Here is a 19,782-nt window from a genome sequence, read left to right on the forward strand (position 1 = left end):
TTAAGGGGTTAGAGGCCGAATTGGTCGTCGATGATGCCGAGCCAGATCTGCGCCGCGTCGATCGCGACCTTCTCGCTGATGAAGGCGTGCTGTGTGCCGGTGTACATATCGCGGAACGCCCGTTCGAGCCGACTGCCTTCCCGGATCGACGTGGTTCCGGCCGCCAGGTGTGCCCACTCGGCGCATTCGCGTGCGACATCGGTGGTGTACACCGCGGCCGCGCGCATGTCGGCGCGCATGGCCGGGGTCAACGGTTGTCCGGATGCGACGGCGGCCTCGGCGGTGGTGAACGCATCGAGCACCAACAGTCGCGCCGCGCGCCACGCCGCCACATGATGCGCGAGCCCCTTCTGGAAGGTCGGCCTGCTGGCCAGTGAGGCCATGTCGCTCATCCGGTACTTCGTGGCCGCCAGGTCGGCGACGTCGTCGAGCATGCTCTTGGCGACGCCGAGTGCCCAGGAGGCATGGCCTGCGGCGGTGACCGCCATCAGCCCCATGCGGGTGGCCGGCGATGTGCCCCTGCGTGGTTCGCGGGTGAACAGGGGAAAGGTCCGGCACTCGGGGACGAACACGTCCTCGGCGCTGTAGTCATAGGACCCGGTGCCCTTCAGTCCCTGCACGAACCAACCGTCGTTGAAGCTGATCTGTTCTCGAGGCACCACTGCCACCTGCATGTCCGGGATACCCTCACCGATCCAGCGCATCTGTCCGTCGTCCATCGGAAAAAAGCCTGCGGCAACGTATTCCGAGTGGCCGGTCCCTGATCCGAAGCTCCACGCCCCGGTGAGCCGGTAGCCGCCTGTGACGGCCGCACCCTGGCCGTTGGGAAAGAACTGCCCGCCCATGGTCACCCGGTTGTGGTGCGCGGTGAAGACCTCGGTGAAGCCTCCCTCGGGCAGATACGTCGCGGCGGCGAATGACGACGGCAGGTTGGCGATCCCGACCCAGCCGAAAGAGCCGTCTTGCCAAGCCATTTCGATCCACGTTTCGATCATCTCGGCGAACGACGGCTCTTGCCCGCCCGCCGCGACGGGGTTGAACGCCGACATCAGGCCGGTCGCCCACATCCGGTCGACGATGGCCGGGGTCAGGGTGCGCATCCGCTCGGACTCGCCGGCTTCGCTCATCACCAGTTCGCGCATGCCGCGCACCGATTCGACTAGCACGCAGTCGACCCTAGTGGGGATGGCCGGTCGACGCGGTCGAGACTAGCCGATGACCCGACTCAGATACGGCGCCATGTTCGAGGTGCGCACCGGCGACACCGTGACGCCGGCGTCGGAGGCTTCGATCATCTGCCCGTTGCCGATGAACAGCGCGACGCTCTGGGTGCCGTCGGGACCGAAGAAGAGCATGTCGCCGGGAAGCGCCATCTGGGGGGTGACCTTGCGCCCGACCTTGTACTGCTCCCCCGACGAGCGCGGCAACTTGATGCCGACACCGGCGAACGCGTAGACCATCAGACCCGACGCGTCGAATCCCACCACGCTGGCGGCCGGGTCCAACCCGACGACGTTGCCCTCGCGATCCAACCCGACGGCGTTGGCCGCGGGGCCACTGCCACGGGTCGGGCCGTTGGCGTCGCCGCCGCCGTAGGAGAACGGAACGCCGCGTTGGGCGAGCGCGCGGGCGATCACATAGCTGACGGCCTGCTGGGCGCTGGCCTGTGGGGCATACGGCTGAGCCGTCGCCAGACCGGGCGTGACAACCAAAAGTGCCACGCTGATCGCAAGGGCGTACATACGTCTCATGGCGCTTCCACTTTCTCAGAACAGCGATGCCAGCGGTGCCGAAAATCCGGCAATTCTACTTTTACCGCTAACCACGTCCCCAACTCCAATTACCGCATGGCACAACGCCAATGAGATGCCATACCGTGACCGAACGGTGACCGCGCAGGATAGGATTGCTCGATGAGTGATCGCGTCGCCGTTGTCGGAGGCGGAATCGTCGGTGCGGCGGTGGCGCGGGAACTGCTACGTCGTCGACCGGATGCCGACGTGACGTTGTTCGAGAAGGAGGACCGCCTCGCCGCGCATCAAACCGGGCGCAACAGCGGCGTGGTGCACGCCGGCCTGTACTACCAACCGGGTTCGGCCAAGGCGCTGCTCTGCCGCCGGGGCGTGAACCTGCTCGAAGAGTTCTGTGCACAACGCGACATCCGCCGGATCGTCTGCGGCAAGGTCCTCGTCGCGCTCGACGACGACGAGCGGGCACGTCTGCGAGACATCGAGGAGCGCGCGGTGGCCAACGGTGTGCCGGGCGTCCGCATCATCGGGCCCGGCGAGTTGCGCGACCTCGAACCGCATGTGCGCGGGGTGGCGGCACTGCACTCGCCGTCCACCTCGATCGTCGATTTCGCCGAGGTGACCGCGGCCCTGGCCGCCGACGCCACCGATGCCGGTGCGAAAATCCTTCTGCGCCAAGAGGTCACCGGGCTGGCGACGGCCGGTTCGGAAGTGGTCGTGACCGTGACCGGTCCCGACGGGGTCGAGGCCCGCGCCTTCGATCAGGTGATCGCCTGCGGTGGTTTGCACAGCGACCGGCTCGCCCGGCTGGCCGGCGACGGTCCCTTTCCGGCGATCATGCCGTTTCGCGGTGAGTACTACGCGTTGAAGCCGGCGCGCCGCGGCCTCGTCAACGGGTTGGTCTATCCCGTGCCCGATCCGCGCTACCCGTTCCTCGGCGTGCATCTGACACCGCGGGTCGACGGCGAAGTGCTCGTCGGGCCCAACGCCGTGCTGGCGCTGGCGCGCGAGGGCTACTCCTGGCGGACGGTCTCGGTCGCCGACCTGGCACAGGTCGCGGGCAGCCCCGCGTTCTGGCGGTTCGCGCGCAGGCACTGGCGCACCGGGATCCGGGAGATGTCCGGCTCGCTGAGCAAGCGGCGGTTCCTCGCCGCGGCGGGGGCCTACGTCCCGGACCTCGACGACGACGATGTCGTGCCGGGCCCCGCCGGGGTGCGCGCCCAGGCCCTCGACGCCGACGGTGCGTTGGTCGACGACTTCCGCATCAGCTTCGCCGACCGTGTCGTGATCGTCCGCAACGCGCCGTCGCCCGCCGCGACGTCGGCGATGGCGATCGCCGAACACGTGCTGTCGGTCACGGGTGCGCCGTAGTCTGAATTCATGGCCATCATCGAAGCGGACGCATCACCTCAGACCCCCTTCGAGCGGGAGGTCGCCGAGACCCAGAAGTACATCGACAGCCCGCGCTTTGAGGGGATCACTCGTCTCTACACCGCCCGGCAGGTCGCCGAGCAGCGCGGCACGATCGCCACGGACTACACCGTGGCACGCGAGGCGGCGGAGGCCTTCTACCCCCGGCTGCGCGAACTGTTCGCCGAGAAGAAGAGCATCACCACCTTCGGCCCGTATTCGCCGGGGCAGGCGGTGGTGATGAAACGGATGGGCATCGAAGGCATCTACCTCGGCGGTTGGGCCACCTCGGCCAAGGGCTCACTCAGCGAGGACCCGGGGCCCGACCTCGCCAGCTACCCGCTGAGCCAGGTTCCCGACGAAGCCGCCGGCCTGGTGCGCGCCCTGCTCACCGCCGACCGCAACCAGCAGTATCTGCGGCTGCGCATGACCGACGAGCAACGCGAATCCACCCCGGCCTACGATTACCGGCCGTTCATCATCGCCGACGCCGACACCGGCCACGGTGGCGATCCCCACGTGCGCAACCTGATTCGGCGCTTCGTCGAGTCCGGCGTGCCCGGCTACCACATCGAAGACCAGCGGCCCGGCACGAAGAAGTGCGGCCACCAGGGCGGCAAGGTGCTGGTCCCGTCCGACGAGCAGATCAAGCGCCTCAACACTGCCCGATTCCAACTCGACATCATGCGGGTGCCCGGCATCATCGTGGCCCGCACCGACGCCGAGGCGGCCAACCTGATCGACAGCCGCGCCGACGAACGCGATCAACCGTTCCTGCTCGGGGTCACGAACGTCAAGATCCCTGGCTACAAACCGTGCTATCTCGCGATGATGCGGCGCTTCTACGAGGCCGGTGTCACTGAGATCAACGGTCACCTGCTCTATGCCATCCCCGACGGCGAGTACGCCGCCGCCGACGCCTGGCTGGAGCGCCACGGCATCCACACCGCCATCAACGAGGCCGCAAAGGCGTGGCGGGACGGCACGGAACCGTCGATCGATGCGCTCTTCGACAAGGTGGAGTCGGAGTTCGTCGACACCTGGCAGGTCGATGCCGGACTGGAGACCTACGGTGAGGCCGTCGGGGACCTGCTGGACTTCCGCGAGCGCGAAGGTGAACCCGCCGAGATGAGCGCCGCCGACTGGCGGAAGTTCGCGGCGCGGGCATCGCTGTACACCGCCCGCGAGAAGGCCAAGGAACTCGGCGCCGACGTGGCGTGGGACTGTGAGCGGGCCAAGACGCCGGAGGGCTACTACCAGGTTCGCGGAGGTATCCCCTACGCGATCGCCAAGTCGCTTGCCGCCGCGCCCTTCGCCGACATCCTCTGGATGGAGACCAAAACCGCCGACCTGGCCGACGCGCGTCAGTTCGCCGATGCCATCCACGCGGAGTTCCCGGACAAGATGCTGGCCTACAACCTCTCGCCCTCGTTCAACTGGGACACCACCGGGATGACCGACGACGAGATGCGGGCGTTCCCTGAGGAACTCGGGAAGCTCGGGTTCGTGTTCAACTTCATCACCTACGGCGGGCATCAGGTCGACGGCGTGGCGTGCGAGGAGTTCGCCACCTCGCTTCGGCAGGAGGGCATGCTCGCCCTGGCTCGCCTGCAGCGCAAGATGCGGCTGGTCGAATCGCCCTACCGCACACCGCAAACGCTGGTCGGTGGGCCGCGCAGCGATGCGGCGCTGGCCGCGTCGTCGGGTCGCACGGCGACGACGAAGGCGATGGGCGAGGGCTCTACCCAGCACCAGCACCTGGTGCAGACCGAGGTGCCCAAGAAGCTGCTCGAGGAGTGGCTGGCGATGTGGAGCGAGCACTATCAACTCGGCGAGCAGTTGCGGGTGCAGCTACGTCCACGCCGCGCCGGCTCCGATGTGCTGGATCTGGGCATCTACGGCGACGACGAGGAGCCGTTGGCCAACGTCGTCGTGGACCCGATCAAGGACCGGCACGGCCGCAGTATCCTGACCGTGCGCGACCAGAACACGTTCGCGGAGAAGCTGCGCCAGAAGCGGTTGATGACCTTGATCCACCTGTGGCTGATCCACCGCTTCAAGGCCGACGCCGTGTACTACGTGACGCCGACCGAGGACAACGTCTACCAGACCGACAAGATGAAGTCGCACGGCATTTTCCTCGACGTGTACAAGGAAGTCGGCGAGATCATCGTCGCCGAGGTCAACCAGCCGCGCATCGAGGCCCTGTTGGCCCCCGACCGCGAGGCATTGTGGCGGTTGATCCGCAAGGAGGACTGAGCCCGTCCCGCGAGCGCTCACTCACGTTACGGTTTCGGGCGCAAGACTGTACGCCGGTGAGCGCTCGGCCCTCAGGGACTTGCTGAGGAGTCCGCGCTGGAGGCAGAGTCCCCAGAGTCCTCGGAGCCGGTGGCGTCGGTGCTGGTCCCCGTCGAGGTGGTGTTGTCGACGACGGGATCGCTTGTCGCCGAGGGCTCGTCGGTGGCTGTGGGCTCGTCGGTCGGCGTCGGAGCATCGGTGGTGTCCGCCGCCGTGATCTGGGCGCCGGCGTCCTCGGTGGCCTCGGCCGTGGGCTCGGCCATCATCGTCGGTTCGGCGGACGGACTGCTGGGCGGCGGCGTGGTCGCCGACGGTGTGCCGGTCGGCGTCGATGGCGCCGAGGTGGGCGGTGCCGTGGTCGTCGGGAACGTTCCGGGTTGATCGGCTTCGACGACGGCCTTGATCCGTTCGGTATACGCGTTCAGTTGGGCGACGATCGTGTCGACGGGGACTTTGCCCGCTTCGATCTTTCGTTCGTATCGCTGGATTTCGGCCCAGATCGTGTCGAGTTCGGCGATCGCCCCGTCGGACAACGGCTCGTCGAGCGTCACGAACAACTGCCGGGCGATGGCGTAGGTGAGGCAGTTGACACAGTCGTAGTTCAGGGCGCCTGCCAGATTCTGCGGTATCGCCACGTTGTCGTTGGCGTCGTCGTTGTCGATGACGAAGACCACCTGATAGGCCACCGCCACCGCCGCGCAGCCGTCGCATGACGCATACGCGTGTGCCTCGTTGACGTTCAACGCATAGTGTTCGTCGGTCGCCCAGACGAGCGCGAACGCGGCCTCGTATTCCACGGTGCCGTCGACGGTGTTGACCGCCAACGCCTGGTTGTCCCCCGGTTCCGGCGCCAGGGGCTTGTCCACCGGAAACACCCAGCCCTGGTCTGCCGGTGCTGCCGAGGCGGGAACGAACCCGCCGTTGGCCAGCGTCGCCGGCGGCGTCTTGGGCACCAGGATGACGGCAAGCTGCGGTGCGGTGACCCGAGGAGGCGGTGTCCCGGTGTCCCACAGCGCCCGCATGACGCCTTGTTGTCCCGCGGCCAGGGACCGATCCGCGGCGACGGGTTGGGCCTCGGTGCTGACGGTTCGCGGGGTGGCCATCCGCTCGACGCCCAGCGCGAACACGATGTCGCTGAGCGTGCCGCGCTCGGCGGCCTGGATCGGCCGGTAGTTGTCGCTGTCGAGCCATGCATAGCCCACCGCGCCGAGCACCGCCGCGCCGAAGACCACCGCCAGGGCGCGGCGCGCCGGCCTGCCCGCGGTGCCGCGCCAGAGCGCCGACGTGCCGGACCGGACGACCCGGATCAGCAGGTAGATGACGGCGCCTGTGGGAATGACGATCGCAATCATCGCCAGCACTCGCGCGGTGGCCTGGACCAAATCACCGTCGGCCCAGGCGGTTACCAAGACATCCTGTTGTCTGGTCAAACTCGCCCACGCGGTGCCGATCAGTCGGGGCAGGGTGACCACGGCCAGCGCGAGCATGCCGATCAGCAGTGGTACCACCAGCACGACCCACACGGTGACCACGATGCGGGCCCAGGGTTTGAGCGCACGGACCTCCGCGTCGTGCCACCGCCACGGCAACATTCCGAGCAGAATGGGCTTGATTCGGCCGTAAAGGTCTGGCACTCCGGTCAAGTCGGCCAGTACGTGATAGCCGTCGAACCTGACCAGCGGCGTGAGCTGACGCACCATCTGGATGATCTGTGTGGCCACCACCAGCAGCAGGGCGTCGTAGCGCAGCCCCCACCACAGCGCGGTGATCGCCACCGCGACAACCGCGTTGAAGTAGAGGCCGCCGAGGTCGGTGCGCAATCGGCCGGCCCGGCCCAGCCGGTAGGAATCGGTGACGTCGGTATAGAAGGCCGGCCACAGCAGGTACAGACCGAAGCCCATGACGCCGGGCGTCGCCCCGCCGTATCGGGCGGCCGCGGCGTGGCCGAACTCATGGAACCCGGCCGACACCACGGTGACCGCGAACACCAGGATGAGCAGGCCGGGGCGTTCGAACGCATCGTAGGCGGCCGCCGCCAGGCCTTTGCGGAAGAACACCCACCAGCACACCGCGGCGAACGCCACCAGCATGGGGATGGCCAACCATGCCCGGAACAGCACACGGAACGGGTCGGTGAGCCGCCGCGTCTGGTCGGGGTCGGTGATCGCATATCGAAATCGTAGGGCCAGCAACGGGTTTCGCTTTGTCACCTCTGGCTCAGTGCCGTCGGGGCGAGCCATCAGGCCCAGGGGTCGCAGCTTGGTGTCGATGAGTTGGCGGACATTGTCCTCGCTGACCGGGCGCTCGGTTGATTCGCGAACGGTGTCGGCAACTTCCGCGGTGTTGCGTTGTCCATCGACGGCCGCCAGGACGTGGTACAGCAACGGGCTGAGTTGGATGGTCTGGCCGTCGGCGCGCCGGACCAGCGACGGCGGCACCCGGTAGCCGGACCCGGCCATCTCTCCGATCAGCACCACGCCGTCGGCCCGGCGCATGACGGCCTGCGCCGGGCCGGCGTGGTCTAGGGTCGCGGTCACCGATGGCCTCGATTCAGCTGCGTAGGGCGACGATGTCAGTCCGCAGCCCCGCTGGTGCTCGCCTCACCGGTGCTGTCACTGCCGTCGTCACCATCGGGCTGCGAGGTGCCCTGATCGATGGATGAGTCCTGCGTGGTGGTGGCACTGGCGACGCCCTCCAACCTCTGGGTGATCACGGCTTCCTGCTGGGTGTAGGCGATCGCGTCGGAGTCGACGGTGCCCACGTTGGCCGCCACACTGGCGCTGATCGGCGCGGCGACGTTGGCGTTGGCGGCTACCGCGCCCGCGATCGGGGCTGCCAGATCGGCGTTGAGGTCGACGTTGACATCCACGTTGAGCAGCGGACCCTCGAGCGTCGCGAGGTCGCCGACCTCCACGGTGCCGTCGTCTTCGGGCGGCTCGGGAGCAGGATCGCCGTCGGCCTCGTCGGCCTGGATGATGTCGCTCTCCTGGTTGGAGATTGCATAGGCATCGGCCAGCAGCACCTGGTCGACAGAGGCGGTCTGGAAGTTCTCGGCCTGAGCTCCCGATCCGCTCGACAGCACGTTGGCCGCGGCGGAGGCGTCGATCGGGGCCGCGACATTGAGCTGTGCGGCCGCAGCCAGATCGATGGGTGAGGCGGCGTCGATGAAGACGTCGACGTCCACGTTGAGGTCGAGAATCGACACGACCTCCTTGTCGGGAAGCGCTGTCGCGAACTCGGCATCCAGCTCTTCGGCAGTCAATCCTCGCTCAGTCATTTCTCCTGCTCCCATCGGCGATTCACCTCCCGGAAGTTGCTGGCCGGAAGTAAACGGCGTCGTCAATTACGTGCCGCAGGAGTACCCAGCGCAGGTCATGATCAATAGATTTTTATCGAGAAATCTCTGCGGTAGGTCCATATCAGCAGGTAAAGGCTCGATACCCTAATAAGCTCGCCGACGCGACCTTTCAGGCACGCCCCCAGCTCACGGTGAGAAAAGCCGCCACTAAGCAATGGCTTATGACTTTGCTGATTTCAGCTGATTTAGCTGGGCGCCGGTAACCGCAGAATCAATCGCGCTCCCCCGAGCGGACTGGACTCCATCGCCGCGGTGCCGCCGTGCAATTCGGCCTGCTGTGCGACCAGCGCCAGGCCCAGCCCCGAACCGGCCCGCGCGGCGGTCGAACCGCGGGAGAACCGGGCGAACACCGTGGATCGCTCGTCCTCGGGCACACCGGTGCCGTTGTCGTCCACGGTGATCTCGACGCCTTCGGCGGAACTGACTGCGCCGAGCCGGATTTCGGTGGCACCGCCGTGTTTGACCGCATTGGCGATGGCGTTGTCGATGACCAACCGCAGACCTGCGGGCAGGCCCAGCATGAGCACCGTCGTCGAGGACGCCAGCGACACCTGCAGGTCCGGGTAGTTGCGCATCGCGTCGTGTGCCGCGCGGTCGAGCAGGTCGGTGATGTCGACCGGGACGAAGTCGTCGACGGTGGTCAACTCGCCCTGCGCGAGGCGCTCCAGCGCACTGAGCGTCGCCTCGATGCGGCTCTGCGTGCGCATCACATCGGCGATCACCTCGCGGCGCTGCTCGTCGGGCATCTCGAGGGTGGACAGAACTTCGAGGTTGGTGCGCATCGCGGTCAGCGGTGTGCGCAACTCATGGGACGCCACCGCCGCGAAGTCACGGGCCGACTCCAACGCCGCCTTGGTGCGCTGCTGTTCGTCGCCGATGCGCGCGATCATCCCCTCGACCGCCTCGGCGATCTCCACGGCTTCCTGTACACCACGCACCTTGACCTCGTCGGGGTTGGACTGCGCGTTGATGGCCCGGGCCTGCTGGGCGAGCAACCGGAACGGGTTGATCATGATCAGCCACATCACCCAGCCGACCAGAACGGTGCCGACGATGACGCCGCCGCAGATCAGCAGCACCCGCCGGTGCAGTTCGTCGATGCGCTGCTCGGTGTCGGCCAGCGGCGCGCCGATGGCGATCAACGCATCCCCGGCGGCGAAGGTGCGCACCCGGTATTCCACCCCGTCGATCGTGGTGTTCGCGTAGCCGATGTCCAGTTGTGGCAACACGATTTCGCGGGGCACCGACACGGTGGTCTGGTTGACGCGGGCGGTGCGGACCAGACCGCCGTCGGGCGACGGCTGATCGGCGCCCGCCTGCTCCGCGGTGCGCAGCAGTGTGCTGATGTCGCCGAGGCTGCTCAGCGAGTCCAGGCGCCGGTCGAGCTGGCTGTACTGGTCGTTGGTCACGCCGAACCACACCCAGGCCCCGAGGGTGATCACGAGCGCCACCACCGACAGCGCCGCGACGATCACGATCACTCGCAGCGACAGCACCCGCGCCAACAGTCCGTAGGCGCGCTTGGCCAGCAGCCTGATCACCGCGACGGCCTCACAACCGGGCGGGTAGCCGGGCACCGATCAGCGGTGCGATCTTGTCGGCCAGGTACGCGTGTCCGGCATCGGTGGGGTGCACACCATCGGAGCCGATCAGGTTGGGCTGCCCCACGAACCAGCCCGCGGCGATCGGGTCGAAGAACACCGCGCCGGCCAGCCCCGCCTGGTATTGCAGGGTGTCGCGGATCCGAAGCACCGCCTCGGGCGGGTCAGCGGTGGGCCACGGCGGGCCGATCACCAAAAAGGTTGCCGACGGCGCGATGCGGCGCGCCAATTGCAATGTGCCGTAAGTCAATATCGACAGCTGCGCGGGATTGACCGGCTGGTCGTTGCGGGAACCGAAGAACACCACCAGCGCGTCGTCGGGCCGCACCGTCCTGGCGGTCAGGTCCTCGAAGAGACTGCCGCGCTCACCGCGTGTGCCGTAGCCCGCTCCGCCCTCGGCGCCGACGTCGGCCGTGATCGGAATGCCCTGCTGGGCCAGTGCCTGCCAGGCACGGGCGGTCCAATTGCTCGAGCCGACACCGCCAAGGTCGCCGCCGGTGGTGTAAGAGTCGCCGATGACCGCGACCCGGTTCACCACGAACTCCAGCGCCACGATCTCCTTGTGGCTGACCTGTGTTGGGCGCTCGCAGCCCACACCGACGAGAAGGGCCAGCGCGACCATGGCCGTGAACAATCGCCGCACCGCCTAAGCCTATGTGTCGACTGGTCGAAGAGGTGTCGGCGACGCGCTCAACCGGCCCGCGGGGCGGCCATCGCCGGCTCGTCGTGGGCGACGCCGATGCGTTGCAGTCGGCCGCGCGTGGCGTCGGCGGGTGGGGTGCCGCTCATCATGCTGCGCATCCAGCGACGGGCAGGTTCTTCCACCAGGTGATACAGCAGCACCGCCGCGGCCACCGCGAAACCGAGCAGGCCGGCGACCACCAGCTTTCCCGTCGTGTCCGGCTCGATGCGCAGGTCGAACTGCTGGGTCGTCCAGTCCCAGGCGGTGTGCACCAATTCGTGAACCATGTACAACGCGAACGAGATGTGCCCGCAGTACACGACCGGCCGCAGCGACAGCAGCGCGGGCAAAGTGCCCGCACCGATCGCCAGGGCCAGCACCAACGTAACGAACAGCACGTCGACCAGGCCGGCAGCATCGTGGATCCGCGACGGTGGGTGCGCGTCGAGCAGGTACAGGCTGCCGACGATGACACCGGCCAGCGCGACCGCGAGCCAGCCGGCGCCGCGACGAGCGCGCTCGGTGGGCGCTAGCCTGCGGACCGCCGCGCACGCCAGCGCGCCCGCGGTGAACTGCATCACGATGCGCGGCAGCCAACTCCACGGCGTGTAGAACTGCCCCGTCGCCATCAGCAGCAGCACCGGCGGCAGCGACGCGGCGACGGCCAGACACATCAAGCCGCGCGCCCTCGTCGACCGGGCCACCCGGAACACCGCCAGCACCAGCGCACCGAACAACAGATAAGCCAGCCATTCGGCGCTGATCGACCACGCCGGGCCGTCCCAGCTCGACCCGTCGAAGAACGGCTGCGACCACAGCTGCACCATGAGGAACTGGCGCACGTAGTTCACCGCGGTGAGCTGTTCGGCCTGTTCAGAGGGCACATGGCCGATGTTGAGGGTGAAGATGATCCACAGCGCCGCCAGATGCATGGTCACCAGGTACACCGGCCACACCCGGGCCAGCCGCAGCCACAGGAAATGCACGGTCGTGCGCCAGCACCACGCCTCGCCCATGCGGTCCAGATAGTTCCAGGTCAGCACGAAGCCGCTGAGAATGAAGAACAGATCGACCCCCTGAGCGCCGCAGTCGAGAACGGGCCCGAGGCCGAGCGGAATCCCGGCGCGGCCTCGGCCAGCAGGGGGCCGAAATGAAACAACACCACCCACATGGCGGCGACGATGCGCAGTCCGGACAGGGCCTTGATCTCGCCGGTGCGCACAACACTGCCTTCGAGGATTAGCGGTTTGTTCGGGACGGGGCCTGTGCACTCGTCATTCCCCCGCGACAAGCACCCGGCAGCTTCCGCACGGTACCAGCGCTGCCGGGTCTCGGACACCTCCGGAAAATGACGCGCCGTCGCCTGCGATCACGAAAACACTTGGTAACCAGGCATTCTCGCGTTATCAGCAATCTGAGGTTCGACAGGCCGAAAAGCAGTCTTGACTGATTCCAGAAAAGACGGCATATTGGCAGCGTGCCCTCAACGCCCGATTATGCGGGCCAGCTGCGCGCGGCTGACCTTCGTGTCACGCGCCCGCGGCTCGCGGTACTCGCTGCGGTGTACGGCAATCCGCACGCCGACACCGAGACGATCTTCGGCGCGGTACGGGCCATTCTTCCCGATGTCTCGCGGCAGGCCGTCTACGACGTGCTCGCCGCCTTGACGGCCGCTCGTCTGGTCCGTCGGATCCAGCCGTCGGGCTCGGTGGCGCGTTACGAATCGCGCGTCGGCGACAACCACCACCACATCGTGTGCCGGTCCTGCGGTGTCATCGGAGATGTCGACTGCGCCGTCGGCGACGCGCCGTGTCTCACGCCCGCGGATGCAGGTGAGACCCTCGACGGCTTCGTCGTCGACGAGGCCGAAGTCGTTTATTGGGGCCTGTGCCCCGACTGCTCCCCCACTCAATTCACCGGGTCACAACCGTGATCACAGCCCGATTCACCCAACCCCGGAAGGAATTGCACAGTGTCACCTGATACATCCGACGCCCGCCCACCACACTCGGCGGACAAGACCCGCAGCACCAGCGAGAGTGAAAACCCTGTAATTCCCTCGCCTACCCCGAAAGCCCATGCGCCACTGAGGAATCAGGACTGGTGGCCCAACCAGGTAGATGTCTCGGTGCTGCACGCCCAAGACGTCAAGGGCAATCCGCTGGGCGCGGACTTCAACTACCGCGAGGAGGTCAAGAAGCTCGACTTCGACGCACTCAAGCGCGACCTCGCCGAGTTGATGAAGACATCGCAGGACTGGTGGCCAGCCGACTATGGCCACTACGGCGGCCTGTTCATCCGGATGAGCTGGCATTCCGCGGGCACCTACCGCATCCACGACGGCCGCGGCGGTGGCGGCCAGGGCGCCCAGCGCTTCGCGCCGATCAACAGCTGGCCCGACAACAACGGTCTCGACAAGGCGCGCCGGCTGCTGTGGCCGATCAAGCAGAAGTACGGTCGCAAGCTGTCCTGGGCGGACCTGTTGGTGCTGGCCGGCAACGTGGCTCTGGAGGACATGGGCTTCAAGACCGCCGGCTTCGCGTTCGGTCGCGAGGACATCTGGGAGCCCGAGGAGGCGCTGTGGGGCTTCGAGGACACCTGGCTGGGCACCGACAAGCGCTACTCCGGTGAGCGGGAGCTGGCCGAGCCGTACGGCGCGACCACCATGGGCCTGATCTACGTCAACCCGGAGGGTCCGGAGGGCGAACCGGATCCGATCAAGGCGGCCTTCGACATCCGCGAGACGTTCGGCCGCATGGCGATGAACGACGAGGAGACCGCCGCGCTGATCGTCGGCGGCCACACGTTCGGCAAGACCCACGGTGCCGGCGACGCCGACCTGGTCGGTCCCGAACCCGAGGCCGCGCCGATCGAGCAGCAGCAGCTCGGGTGGAAGAGCGCCTACGGCTCGGGTAAGGGTGCCGACGCGGTGGTCAGTGGCCTCGAGGTGGTGTGGACGCCGACGCCGACCAAGTGGGACAACAGCTTCCTCGAGACGCTGTACGGCTATGAGTGGGAGCTGACCAAGAGCCCCGCGGGCGCCTGGCAGTACGTGGCCAAGGATGCCGAGGACGTCATCCCGGAGCCGCACGACCCGACCAAGAAGCGCAAGCCCTACATGCTGGTCACCGACCTGTCGATGCGGCTCAGCCCGATCTACGCCGACATCACCCGGCGCTGGCTCGACCATCCCGAGGAACTGGCCGACGCGTTCGCCAAGGCGTGGTTCAAGCTGCTGCACCGCGACATGGGTCCGGTGTCGCGCTACGTGGGTCCGTGGGTGCCCACCGAGACCTACGTCTGGCAGGACCCGGTGCCGGCCGTCGACCATGCACTCGTCGACGACGCCGACGTCACGGCGTTGAAGGCCAAGGTCCTCGAGTCGGGCCTGTCGGGCACGCAGCTGATCAAGACAGCCTGGGCAGCGGCGGCGAGCTTCCGCGGCACCGACAAGCGCGGCGGCGCCAACGGGGCCCGCATCCGCCTGGAGCCGCAGAAGAACTGGGAGGTCAACGAGCCTGCCGAGCTTTCGAAGGTGCTGCCGGTGCTCGAGAAGATCCAGCAGGACTTCAACGGCTCGGCGTCCGGCGGCAAGAAGATCTCGCTGGCCGACCTGATCGTGCTGGCCGGCTCGGCGGCGGTCGAGGAGGCGGCCAAGGACGCCGGGTTCGACGTCACGGTGCCGTTCGCACCTGGACGCACCGACGCCTCGCAGGAACAGACCGACGTCGAGTCGTTCGCCGTCATCGAGCCGCGGGCCGACGGGTTCCGCAACTACATCCGGCCCAACGAGAAGACCCAGATCGAGCGTCTGCTGGTGGACCGGGCGTACATGCTCAACCTGACCGCGCCGGAGATGACGGTGCTGGTCGGCGGGCTGCGTGCGCTGGGCGCCAACTACGGCGGCACCAAGCACGGGGTGCTGACCGACCAGCCGGGCAAGCTGACGAACGACTTCTTCGTCAACCTGCTCGACATGCGCACGGAGTGGAAGGGCTCGACGGCCGAGAACGTCTACGAGGGGGTGGACCGAGCCACCGGCCAGCCCAGGTGGACCGCCACCGCCAATGACCTGGTGTTCGGTTCCCACTCGCAACTGCGGGCGCTGGCCGAGGTCTACGCGCAGGAGGACACCAAGCAGAAGTTCGTCGAGGACTTCGTGGCCGCCTGGGTGAAGGTGATGAACAACGATCGGTTCGACCTGCACCAATAACCCCGGTGCCTGACCGACAATAGATGCGTGCGACACCCCGCGGGCTCACCCGGCTCGCGGGGTGTTGTGCATTCCGACCGGCCGTTTCTGCTGCTGTCGATCCGCGGTGAAGACGAAGCCGCCGACGACGAGTACCGGGCGATGATGCGCTTCGGTGGCCTCGACGCCGACGGCCTGCACCGCGTCCGACTCACCCACGGTCCGCTGGGTCCGATCGACCTCGACGATTGGTCCGGCATCGTGCTGGGCGGTGGGCCCTACAACGTCAGCGACGATCCCGCCGCCAAGTCCGCGGCCCAGCGGCGCGTCGAATCCGAGTTGCTGCCGCTCGTCCGGCGCATCGTCGCCGACGACTTCCCGTTTCTGGGGTGCTGCTACGGCATCGGCACGCTGGGGTCAGTGATCGGCGCGACCGTCGACCGCACCTACAGCGAACCGGTCGGCGGTGTGCGGGTCGAGATGTGCGACGCCGGCCGCGACGATCCGCTGTTCGAAGGCCTGCCGGAGTCGTTCGATGCCTACGGCGGACACAAGGAGGCGGCGTCGGCGCTGCCCCCCGACACCGTCTGCCTGGCCTCCTCGGCCGACTGCCCGGTCCAGGCGTTCCGGGTGGGCGGCAATGTCTATGCCACCCAGTTTCATCCCGAACTCGACCTCAGCGGTCTGTTCACCCGCATCGACGTGTACAAGAATTACGGGTATTTCGCACCCGAATCGGCCGAAGCCTTGAAAGTCGAAGCGCGGCAATGGAATGTCGAGTACCCGGGGGTGATACTGCGCCGGTTCGTCGAGAGGTACACTCGACGGGCATGAACAGGTACTGGGTCGCCCAGTGGTGAACAGTCTCGCACAATCTCTCGAATTGCCCTGTGGTGCAGCGCTGCCCAACCGTCTGGCCAAGGCGGCGATGAGCGAACAGTTGGCGACCCTGGCAGGCAAACCCACCGCGGCGCATGTACGGCTGTACGACGCGTGGGCGCGCAGCGGGTGTGGGCTGGTGATCACCGGTAACGTGATTGTCGCGCGCGGCGCTGTATCCGAACCGCGCCAGGTCGTCGTCGAGGACGCGCGGGACATCGAGATGCTGCGGACGTGGGCGACGGCCGCTCGGGCGGGCGGCGCACAGTGCTGGATGCAGCTCAACCATGCCGGTCGGCAGATTCCGCGCACGTTGTCCGGCCGTCCGGTCGCGCCGTCCGCGCAGGAGATGACCGGTCTGCGCGGCGCATTCGCCCCGCCGCGGGCCCTGACGGCCGCCGAAATCGAGGAATTGACAGGCCGTTTCGCACGCAGCGCGGCCATCGCAGTGCAGGCCGGATTCGACGGTGTGCAGATCCACGCCGCGCACGGCTATCTGATCTCGCAGTTCCTGTCTCCGCTGACCAACCGGCGAGACGACGAGTGGGGCGGGGACCCCGTGCGGCGCAGGCGCTTTTTGCTGGCGGTCGTCGACGCGGTCCGCGATGCGGTCGGCCCCACGGTGCCCGTCGCGGTCAAGCTCAACAGTTCCGATTTTCAGCGCGGCGGCTTCGACGAGGACGAGTCGATGGCCGTTGTCGACAGCCTCGGCGACGCGGGTGTGGACCTGCTCGAGATCTCGGGCGGCACCTTCGAGGCGACGGCGATGATGACCGGTGCATCGGAGTCGACCCAGGCGCGCGAGGCGTACTTCCTCGACTACGCCGAACGAGTTCGCGCACGGGCACGGATGCCGCTGATGTTGACCGGCGGCCTGCGCAGCGTCGCGGCGATGAAGGAGGCACTGCGATCGGGCGCCGTCGACGTGTGCGGCGTGGCCAGGCCGCTGGCGCTCGAACCCGACATCGGACGGCGACTCCTCACCAGTGACGAAGCGGTCAGCGCCGCCCTACCGCGGCGGGGTCGCGTGCCCAAGCTGGCCGGGGCCGCCGAAACGGTGTGGTACACCGACCAGATTCACCGCATCGGCAAAGGCCGGCGACCCAGGCCCGGGCGCAACGTGGAGGCCGCGATGGCCAAGTACCTGGTCACCAGCACGCGGGACGCGCTGGTGCGCCGGATCGTGGTGCGCTGACCCGCTCACTCGAGCGTGTCGATGCGGTGGGCCCACCGTAGCGATCCGCCGCCCATGTCGGCGCACATGAACGCCACACCGTCGGATCCCTGCGCCGAGGTGCCCTCCGTCGTGCACGGCATCGCCACGTTATGAATGCCGATCAGCGGGCCCGCCGCGGTCCACACGCCGGTCTTGTTGCACACGAATGTATTGCCCTCGGCGTCGAGTCCGTAGTTGAAGTACTTGCCCGGCTGGCACGGCGCGTTCGCCATGACGTTCCGCGTGACGTTGGGTACGCAGTTCGCCTCGTAGCAGACCGCCGATGCAGGCCCGGCGACGGACATGGCCGCGACCATCAGACCGGATGCCAGAACCGGTGCCAGGACATGCATTCGCACAGCTGATGACGATAGCGGCTCGGCGCCGCGCATAAGTTGCATTCGGGCCGGGAACCCTCGCCGGATGAACACGGTCGAATATGCCTCCGGACGGCTCGCTGACGTCTTCGGCGACGCGGCGCAACCGACGGTCCTGATGTGGCACGGTGCCCAGACCGATGCGCGCGCGACCATGCGACCACTCGCCGAACGGGTGGCGCAGCGTGGTTTTTCCGTCGTGGTCGCCGACTGGAATTCGAACGCCGAGGACCGCGGCCGCGCCGATCTGCTGTCGTCGCTCGAGTTCGCCCGCGGGCGCAGCGCTGACCCCGACGGCCTGGTGCTGGTGGGCTGGTCGATGGGCGGGTTGGCCGCTGCCGGTGCGACGATCCATGCCAAAGATCTAGAACTCCGGTTCGCGCACACCGTGTGTCTGGCCGGCGCGTTCGTCGTGCCTGACCCGGTGTCGGGCGAACCACTGCCCGCTGACCTGACGGGCCACGACCCGTCACCGATCACGCTGCTGCACGGGGTCGGCGACCACGTCGTCCCGGTGACCGTCAGCCGGGACTTCGCCGAGACGTTGCGAAGCAACCAGTGGCCCGTCGAACTGGTCGAACTCGACACCGACCACGCCGCGATCGCCGGTGCGGCATACGATCCCGTAACCGACCGTTACATACCTGCCGAGGACCCCCAGGTGCTGTCGCTCGCCGACGAGGTGGCGGCGCGAATCTCCTCTTAGTGGTCGGGTGCCGTGGCGGCCGCGGTCACGACACCGTCGATCGCGGCCAGCGCGTCCGACTCCACGATGTCGATGCCGATTCTGATCGCGGCGCCACGGTAGGAAGACGAGCCGAAGACCTCGGCCACCGCCGCCCGAATCCTGCGGCTCGTAGGCGCCGCGGTGCGCAGGTCCACGCCGACGCCGGTGTAGGCAACTCGGGCAGCCACCTCTGCTTTGTCCGACGACTCGCCGGCCACGATCAACGGTATACCGTGCCGAAGAGCATGCTGCACGCCGCCGTATCCGCCGTTGGTGATCATCACGTCGACCTGCGGCAGCAGCACGGAGTACGGAATCCAGTTGGTGACGAACGCATTCGGTGGCAGGTCGACGAACTGGCGCTCATCCGGTGGCAGCCCGGTGGTGGCGACGACGACGGCATCGGTGCCGTCCAGCGCTCGCAGAGTGGGCCAGATCAATTGGTCGAGGTTGCGGTTGTCGAAGGTGCCCTGGGTGACATGGACGACCTTCGGCGCCGCAACCACGGCATCCCACCAGGACGGCGGCTCGAAGTCATCCAGGAGGTCCGGCAGCACCGGTCCGACGAACTGCACGGTGGCGGGCAGGTCGCGTCTCGGGTACTCGAACGCGGGTACGGTCAGCTGAAACATCCTGTCCGCCAACCGCGGCCAGTCCACCAGCGATACCGGCAGCCCTCTGGTGGCGTTGCCGATCAGCGCGTCGTCGAGCCTGCCGTGGACATGACCCATCAGGAACCGTCGAACCACCTCGTTCATCACGGCGTAGTCGGCATGGGGCCGCGGTTGCCAGGCCATCCCGAAATGTGGGGCGTCGCTGCTGGTTATGGTCAACGGCCCGACTCCGACGGCGAACACGCGTGGGCGGGGTTGCTCTCCGAGCACCAGCGGCAGCACTCCGGTGAACGCGACGTCGGCAAGGACCGCGTCGACCGGACCGGCGGCCATGACCCGGCGCAGCGCCTGCCACTGTGCCGTCAGGGGCGCGACGAACGTCGCGTGGATCTCCGCCATTCCGAACAGATAGCGGCGCAGCAACCCGGGCATCGGGAGGCAGGACTGCGGCGGTGTCTGGATGCGTGCGGCGGGTCCGAGCGGTTCCAGGCGCAGTTGGGCGCGGTCGACATCGTCGCGGTACTCGGGAGCGGTGATGAAGACGACGTCGTGGCCGACGTCTCTGAGATGCGCCCCGATGCGCAGCATCGGCACGACGTGTCCAGCAAGTGGGCTGGCGGCGACCACGATTCGACCCAAGTTCAGCACCTTTCGACTGGGTTCGGATTGCCGAGTGCCGA

General features: G+C 67.5%; 15 protein-coding genes and 1 pseudogene. 7 read left to right on the forward strand and 9 right to left on the reverse strand.

From position 1 onward, the window contains the following. Positions 1–8: 8 nt before the first annotated feature. Both ABQE89_RS24265 and ripD read right to left on the reverse strand, forming a co-directional pair. The gene (locus ABQE89_RS24265; protein ID WP_448421542.1) at positions 9–1,142 is read right to left on the reverse strand and encodes an acyl-CoA dehydrogenase family protein; all 1,134 of its coding nucleotides are present in this window, start codon (positions 1,140–1,142) and stop codon (positions 9–11) included. 66 nt (positions 1,143–1,208) lie between these two features. After that, the gene (gene ripD / locus ABQE89_RS24270) at positions 1,209–1,751 is read right to left on the reverse strand and encodes an NlpC/P60 family peptidoglycan-binding protein RipD (protein ID WP_448421428.1); all 543 of its coding nucleotides are present in this window, start codon (positions 1,749–1,751) and stop codon (positions 1,209–1,211) included. A gap of 162 nt (positions 1,752–1,913) precedes the next feature. Between ripD and lhgO the strand changes: the two genes are divergently transcribed. Both lhgO and aceA read left to right on the forward strand, forming a co-directional pair. Further along, on the forward strand, positions 1,914–3,119 hold the full coding sequence (gene lhgO / locus ABQE89_RS24275) for an L-2-hydroxyglutarate dehydrogenase (RefSeq protein ID WP_448421430.1): 1,206 nt from the start codon (positions 1,914–1,916) through the stop codon (positions 3,117–3,119). Between the two features lie 9 nt (positions 3,120–3,128). After that, positions 3,129–5,417 (forward strand): isocitrate lyase ICL2, encoded by a 2,289-nt coding sequence (gene aceA / locus ABQE89_RS24280; protein ID WP_448421432.1) that lies wholly within the window; start codon positions 3,129–3,131, stop codon positions 5,415–5,417. A gap of 71 nt (positions 5,418–5,488) precedes the next feature. On the opposite strand, the gene ABQE89_RS24285 is transcribed toward aceA, so the two are convergent. The 5 genes and pseudogenes from ABQE89_RS24285 to ABQE89_RS24305 all read right to left on the reverse strand — a co-directional run bounded on the left by ABQE89_RS24285 (position 5,489) and on the right by ABQE89_RS24305 (position 12,319). Continuing rightward, the gene (locus ABQE89_RS24285) at positions 5,489–7,993 is read right to left on the reverse strand and encodes a M50 family metallopeptidase (RefSeq protein ID WP_448421434.1); all 2,505 of its coding nucleotides are present in this window, start codon (positions 7,991–7,993) and stop codon (positions 5,489–5,491) included. Between the two features lie 35 nt (positions 7,994–8,028). Next, entirely contained in the window at positions 8,029–8,733 is a 705-nt protein-coding gene (locus ABQE89_RS24290) for a peptidoglycan-binding protein (protein ID WP_448421436.1), read from the reverse strand. 266 nt (positions 8,734–8,999) lie between these two features. Further along, positions 9,000–10,352, reverse strand: a complete 1,353-nt coding sequence (locus ABQE89_RS24295) for a sensor histidine kinase (RefSeq protein ID WP_448421544.1) — start codon at positions 10,350–10,352, stop codon at positions 9,000–9,002. A gap of 13 nt (positions 10,353–10,365) precedes the next feature. Continuing rightward, entirely contained in the window at positions 10,366–11,058 is a 693-nt protein-coding gene (locus ABQE89_RS24300) for an Rv0518 family GDSL lipase (protein WP_448421438.1), read from the reverse strand. A 47-nt stretch (positions 11,059–11,105) separates the two neighbouring features. Continuing rightward, positions 11,106–12,319, reverse strand: a pseudogene (locus ABQE89_RS24305) (acyltransferase family protein). Between the two features lie 255 nt (positions 12,320–12,574). On the opposite strand from ABQE89_RS24305, the gene ABQE89_RS24310 reads away from it, so the two are divergent. Genes ABQE89_RS24310 through ABQE89_RS24325 form a run of 4 tightly spaced genes read left to right on the forward strand, consistent with a single transcriptional unit; the run spans position 12,575 to position 17,363 of the window. Beyond that, entirely contained in the window at positions 12,575–13,030 is a 456-nt protein-coding gene (locus tag ABQE89_RS24310; RefSeq protein WP_448421440.1) for a Fur family transcriptional regulator, read from the forward strand. Between the two features lie 39 nt (positions 13,031–13,069). Continuing rightward, a complete protein-coding gene (gene katG, locus ABQE89_RS24315; protein WP_448421442.1) occupies positions 13,070–15,310 on the forward strand; it encodes a catalase/peroxidase HPI in 2,241 nt (746 codons plus the stop codon). A gap of 27 nt (positions 15,311–15,337) precedes the next feature. Further along, entirely contained in the window at positions 15,338–16,123 is a 786-nt protein-coding gene (locus ABQE89_RS24320; RefSeq protein WP_448421444.1) for a glutamine amidotransferase, read from the forward strand. A gap of 49 nt (positions 16,124–16,172) precedes the next feature. Next, positions 16,173–17,363: an NADH:flavin oxidoreductase/NADH oxidase family protein gene (locus tag ABQE89_RS24325; RefSeq protein ID WP_448421446.1), complete on the forward strand. Its 1,191-nt coding sequence runs from the start codon at positions 16,173–16,175 to the stop codon at positions 17,361–17,363. Between the two features lie 5 nt (positions 17,364–17,368). On the opposite strand, the gene ABQE89_RS24330 is transcribed toward ABQE89_RS24325, so the two are convergent. Further along, on the reverse strand, positions 17,369–17,737 hold the full coding sequence (locus tag ABQE89_RS24330; protein ID WP_448421546.1) for a hypothetical protein: 369 nt from the start codon (positions 17,735–17,737) through the stop codon (positions 17,369–17,371). Between the two features lie 70 nt (positions 17,738–17,807). On the opposite strand from ABQE89_RS24330, the gene ABQE89_RS24335 reads away from it, so the two are divergent. Continuing rightward, positions 17,808–18,467 (forward strand): alpha/beta hydrolase family protein, encoded by a 660-nt coding sequence (locus ABQE89_RS24335; RefSeq protein WP_448421448.1) that lies wholly within the window; start codon positions 17,808–17,810, stop codon positions 18,465–18,467. On the opposite strand, the gene ABQE89_RS24340 is transcribed toward ABQE89_RS24335, so the two are convergent. Continuing rightward, positions 18,464–19,750 (reverse strand): nucleotide disphospho-sugar-binding domain-containing protein, encoded by a 1,287-nt coding sequence (locus ABQE89_RS24340; RefSeq protein ID WP_448421548.1) that lies wholly within the window; start codon positions 19,748–19,750, stop codon positions 18,464–18,466. The genes ABQE89_RS24335 and ABQE89_RS24340 overlap by 4 nt on opposite strands. Between the last annotated feature and the right edge of the window lie 32 nt (positions 19,751–19,782).

Source organism: Mycolicibacterium sp. XJ1819, assembly GCF_053483675.1.

Bases quoted from the DNA above. Each gene is read 5' to 3' on its own strand.
- ABQE89_RS24265 (WP_448421542.1), bottom strand. From the start codon at position 1,142: ATGCGCGAACTGGTGATGAGCGAAGCCGGCGAGTCCGAGCGGATGCGC.
- ripD (WP_448421428.1), bottom strand. From the start codon at position 1,751: ATGAGACGTATGTACGCCCTTGCGATCAGCGTGGCACTTTTGGTTGTC.
- lhgO (WP_448421430.1), top strand. From the start codon at position 1,914: ATGAGTGATCGCGTCGCCGTTGTCGGAGGCGGAATCGTCGGTGCGGCG.
- aceA (WP_448421432.1), top strand. From the start codon at position 3,129: ATGGCCATCATCGAAGCGGACGCATCACCTCAGACCCCCTTCGAGCGG.
- ABQE89_RS24290 (WP_448421436.1), bottom strand. From the start codon at position 8,733: ATGACTGAGCGAGGATTGACTGCCGAAGAGCTGGATGCCGAGTTCGCG.
- ABQE89_RS24330 (WP_448421546.1), bottom strand. From the start codon at position 17,737: ATGCATGTCCTGGCACCGGTTCTGGCATCCGGTCTGATGGTCGCGGCC.
- ABQE89_RS24335 (WP_448421448.1), top strand. From the start codon at position 17,808: ATGAACACGGTCGAATATGCCTCCGGACGGCTCGCTGACGTCTTCGGC.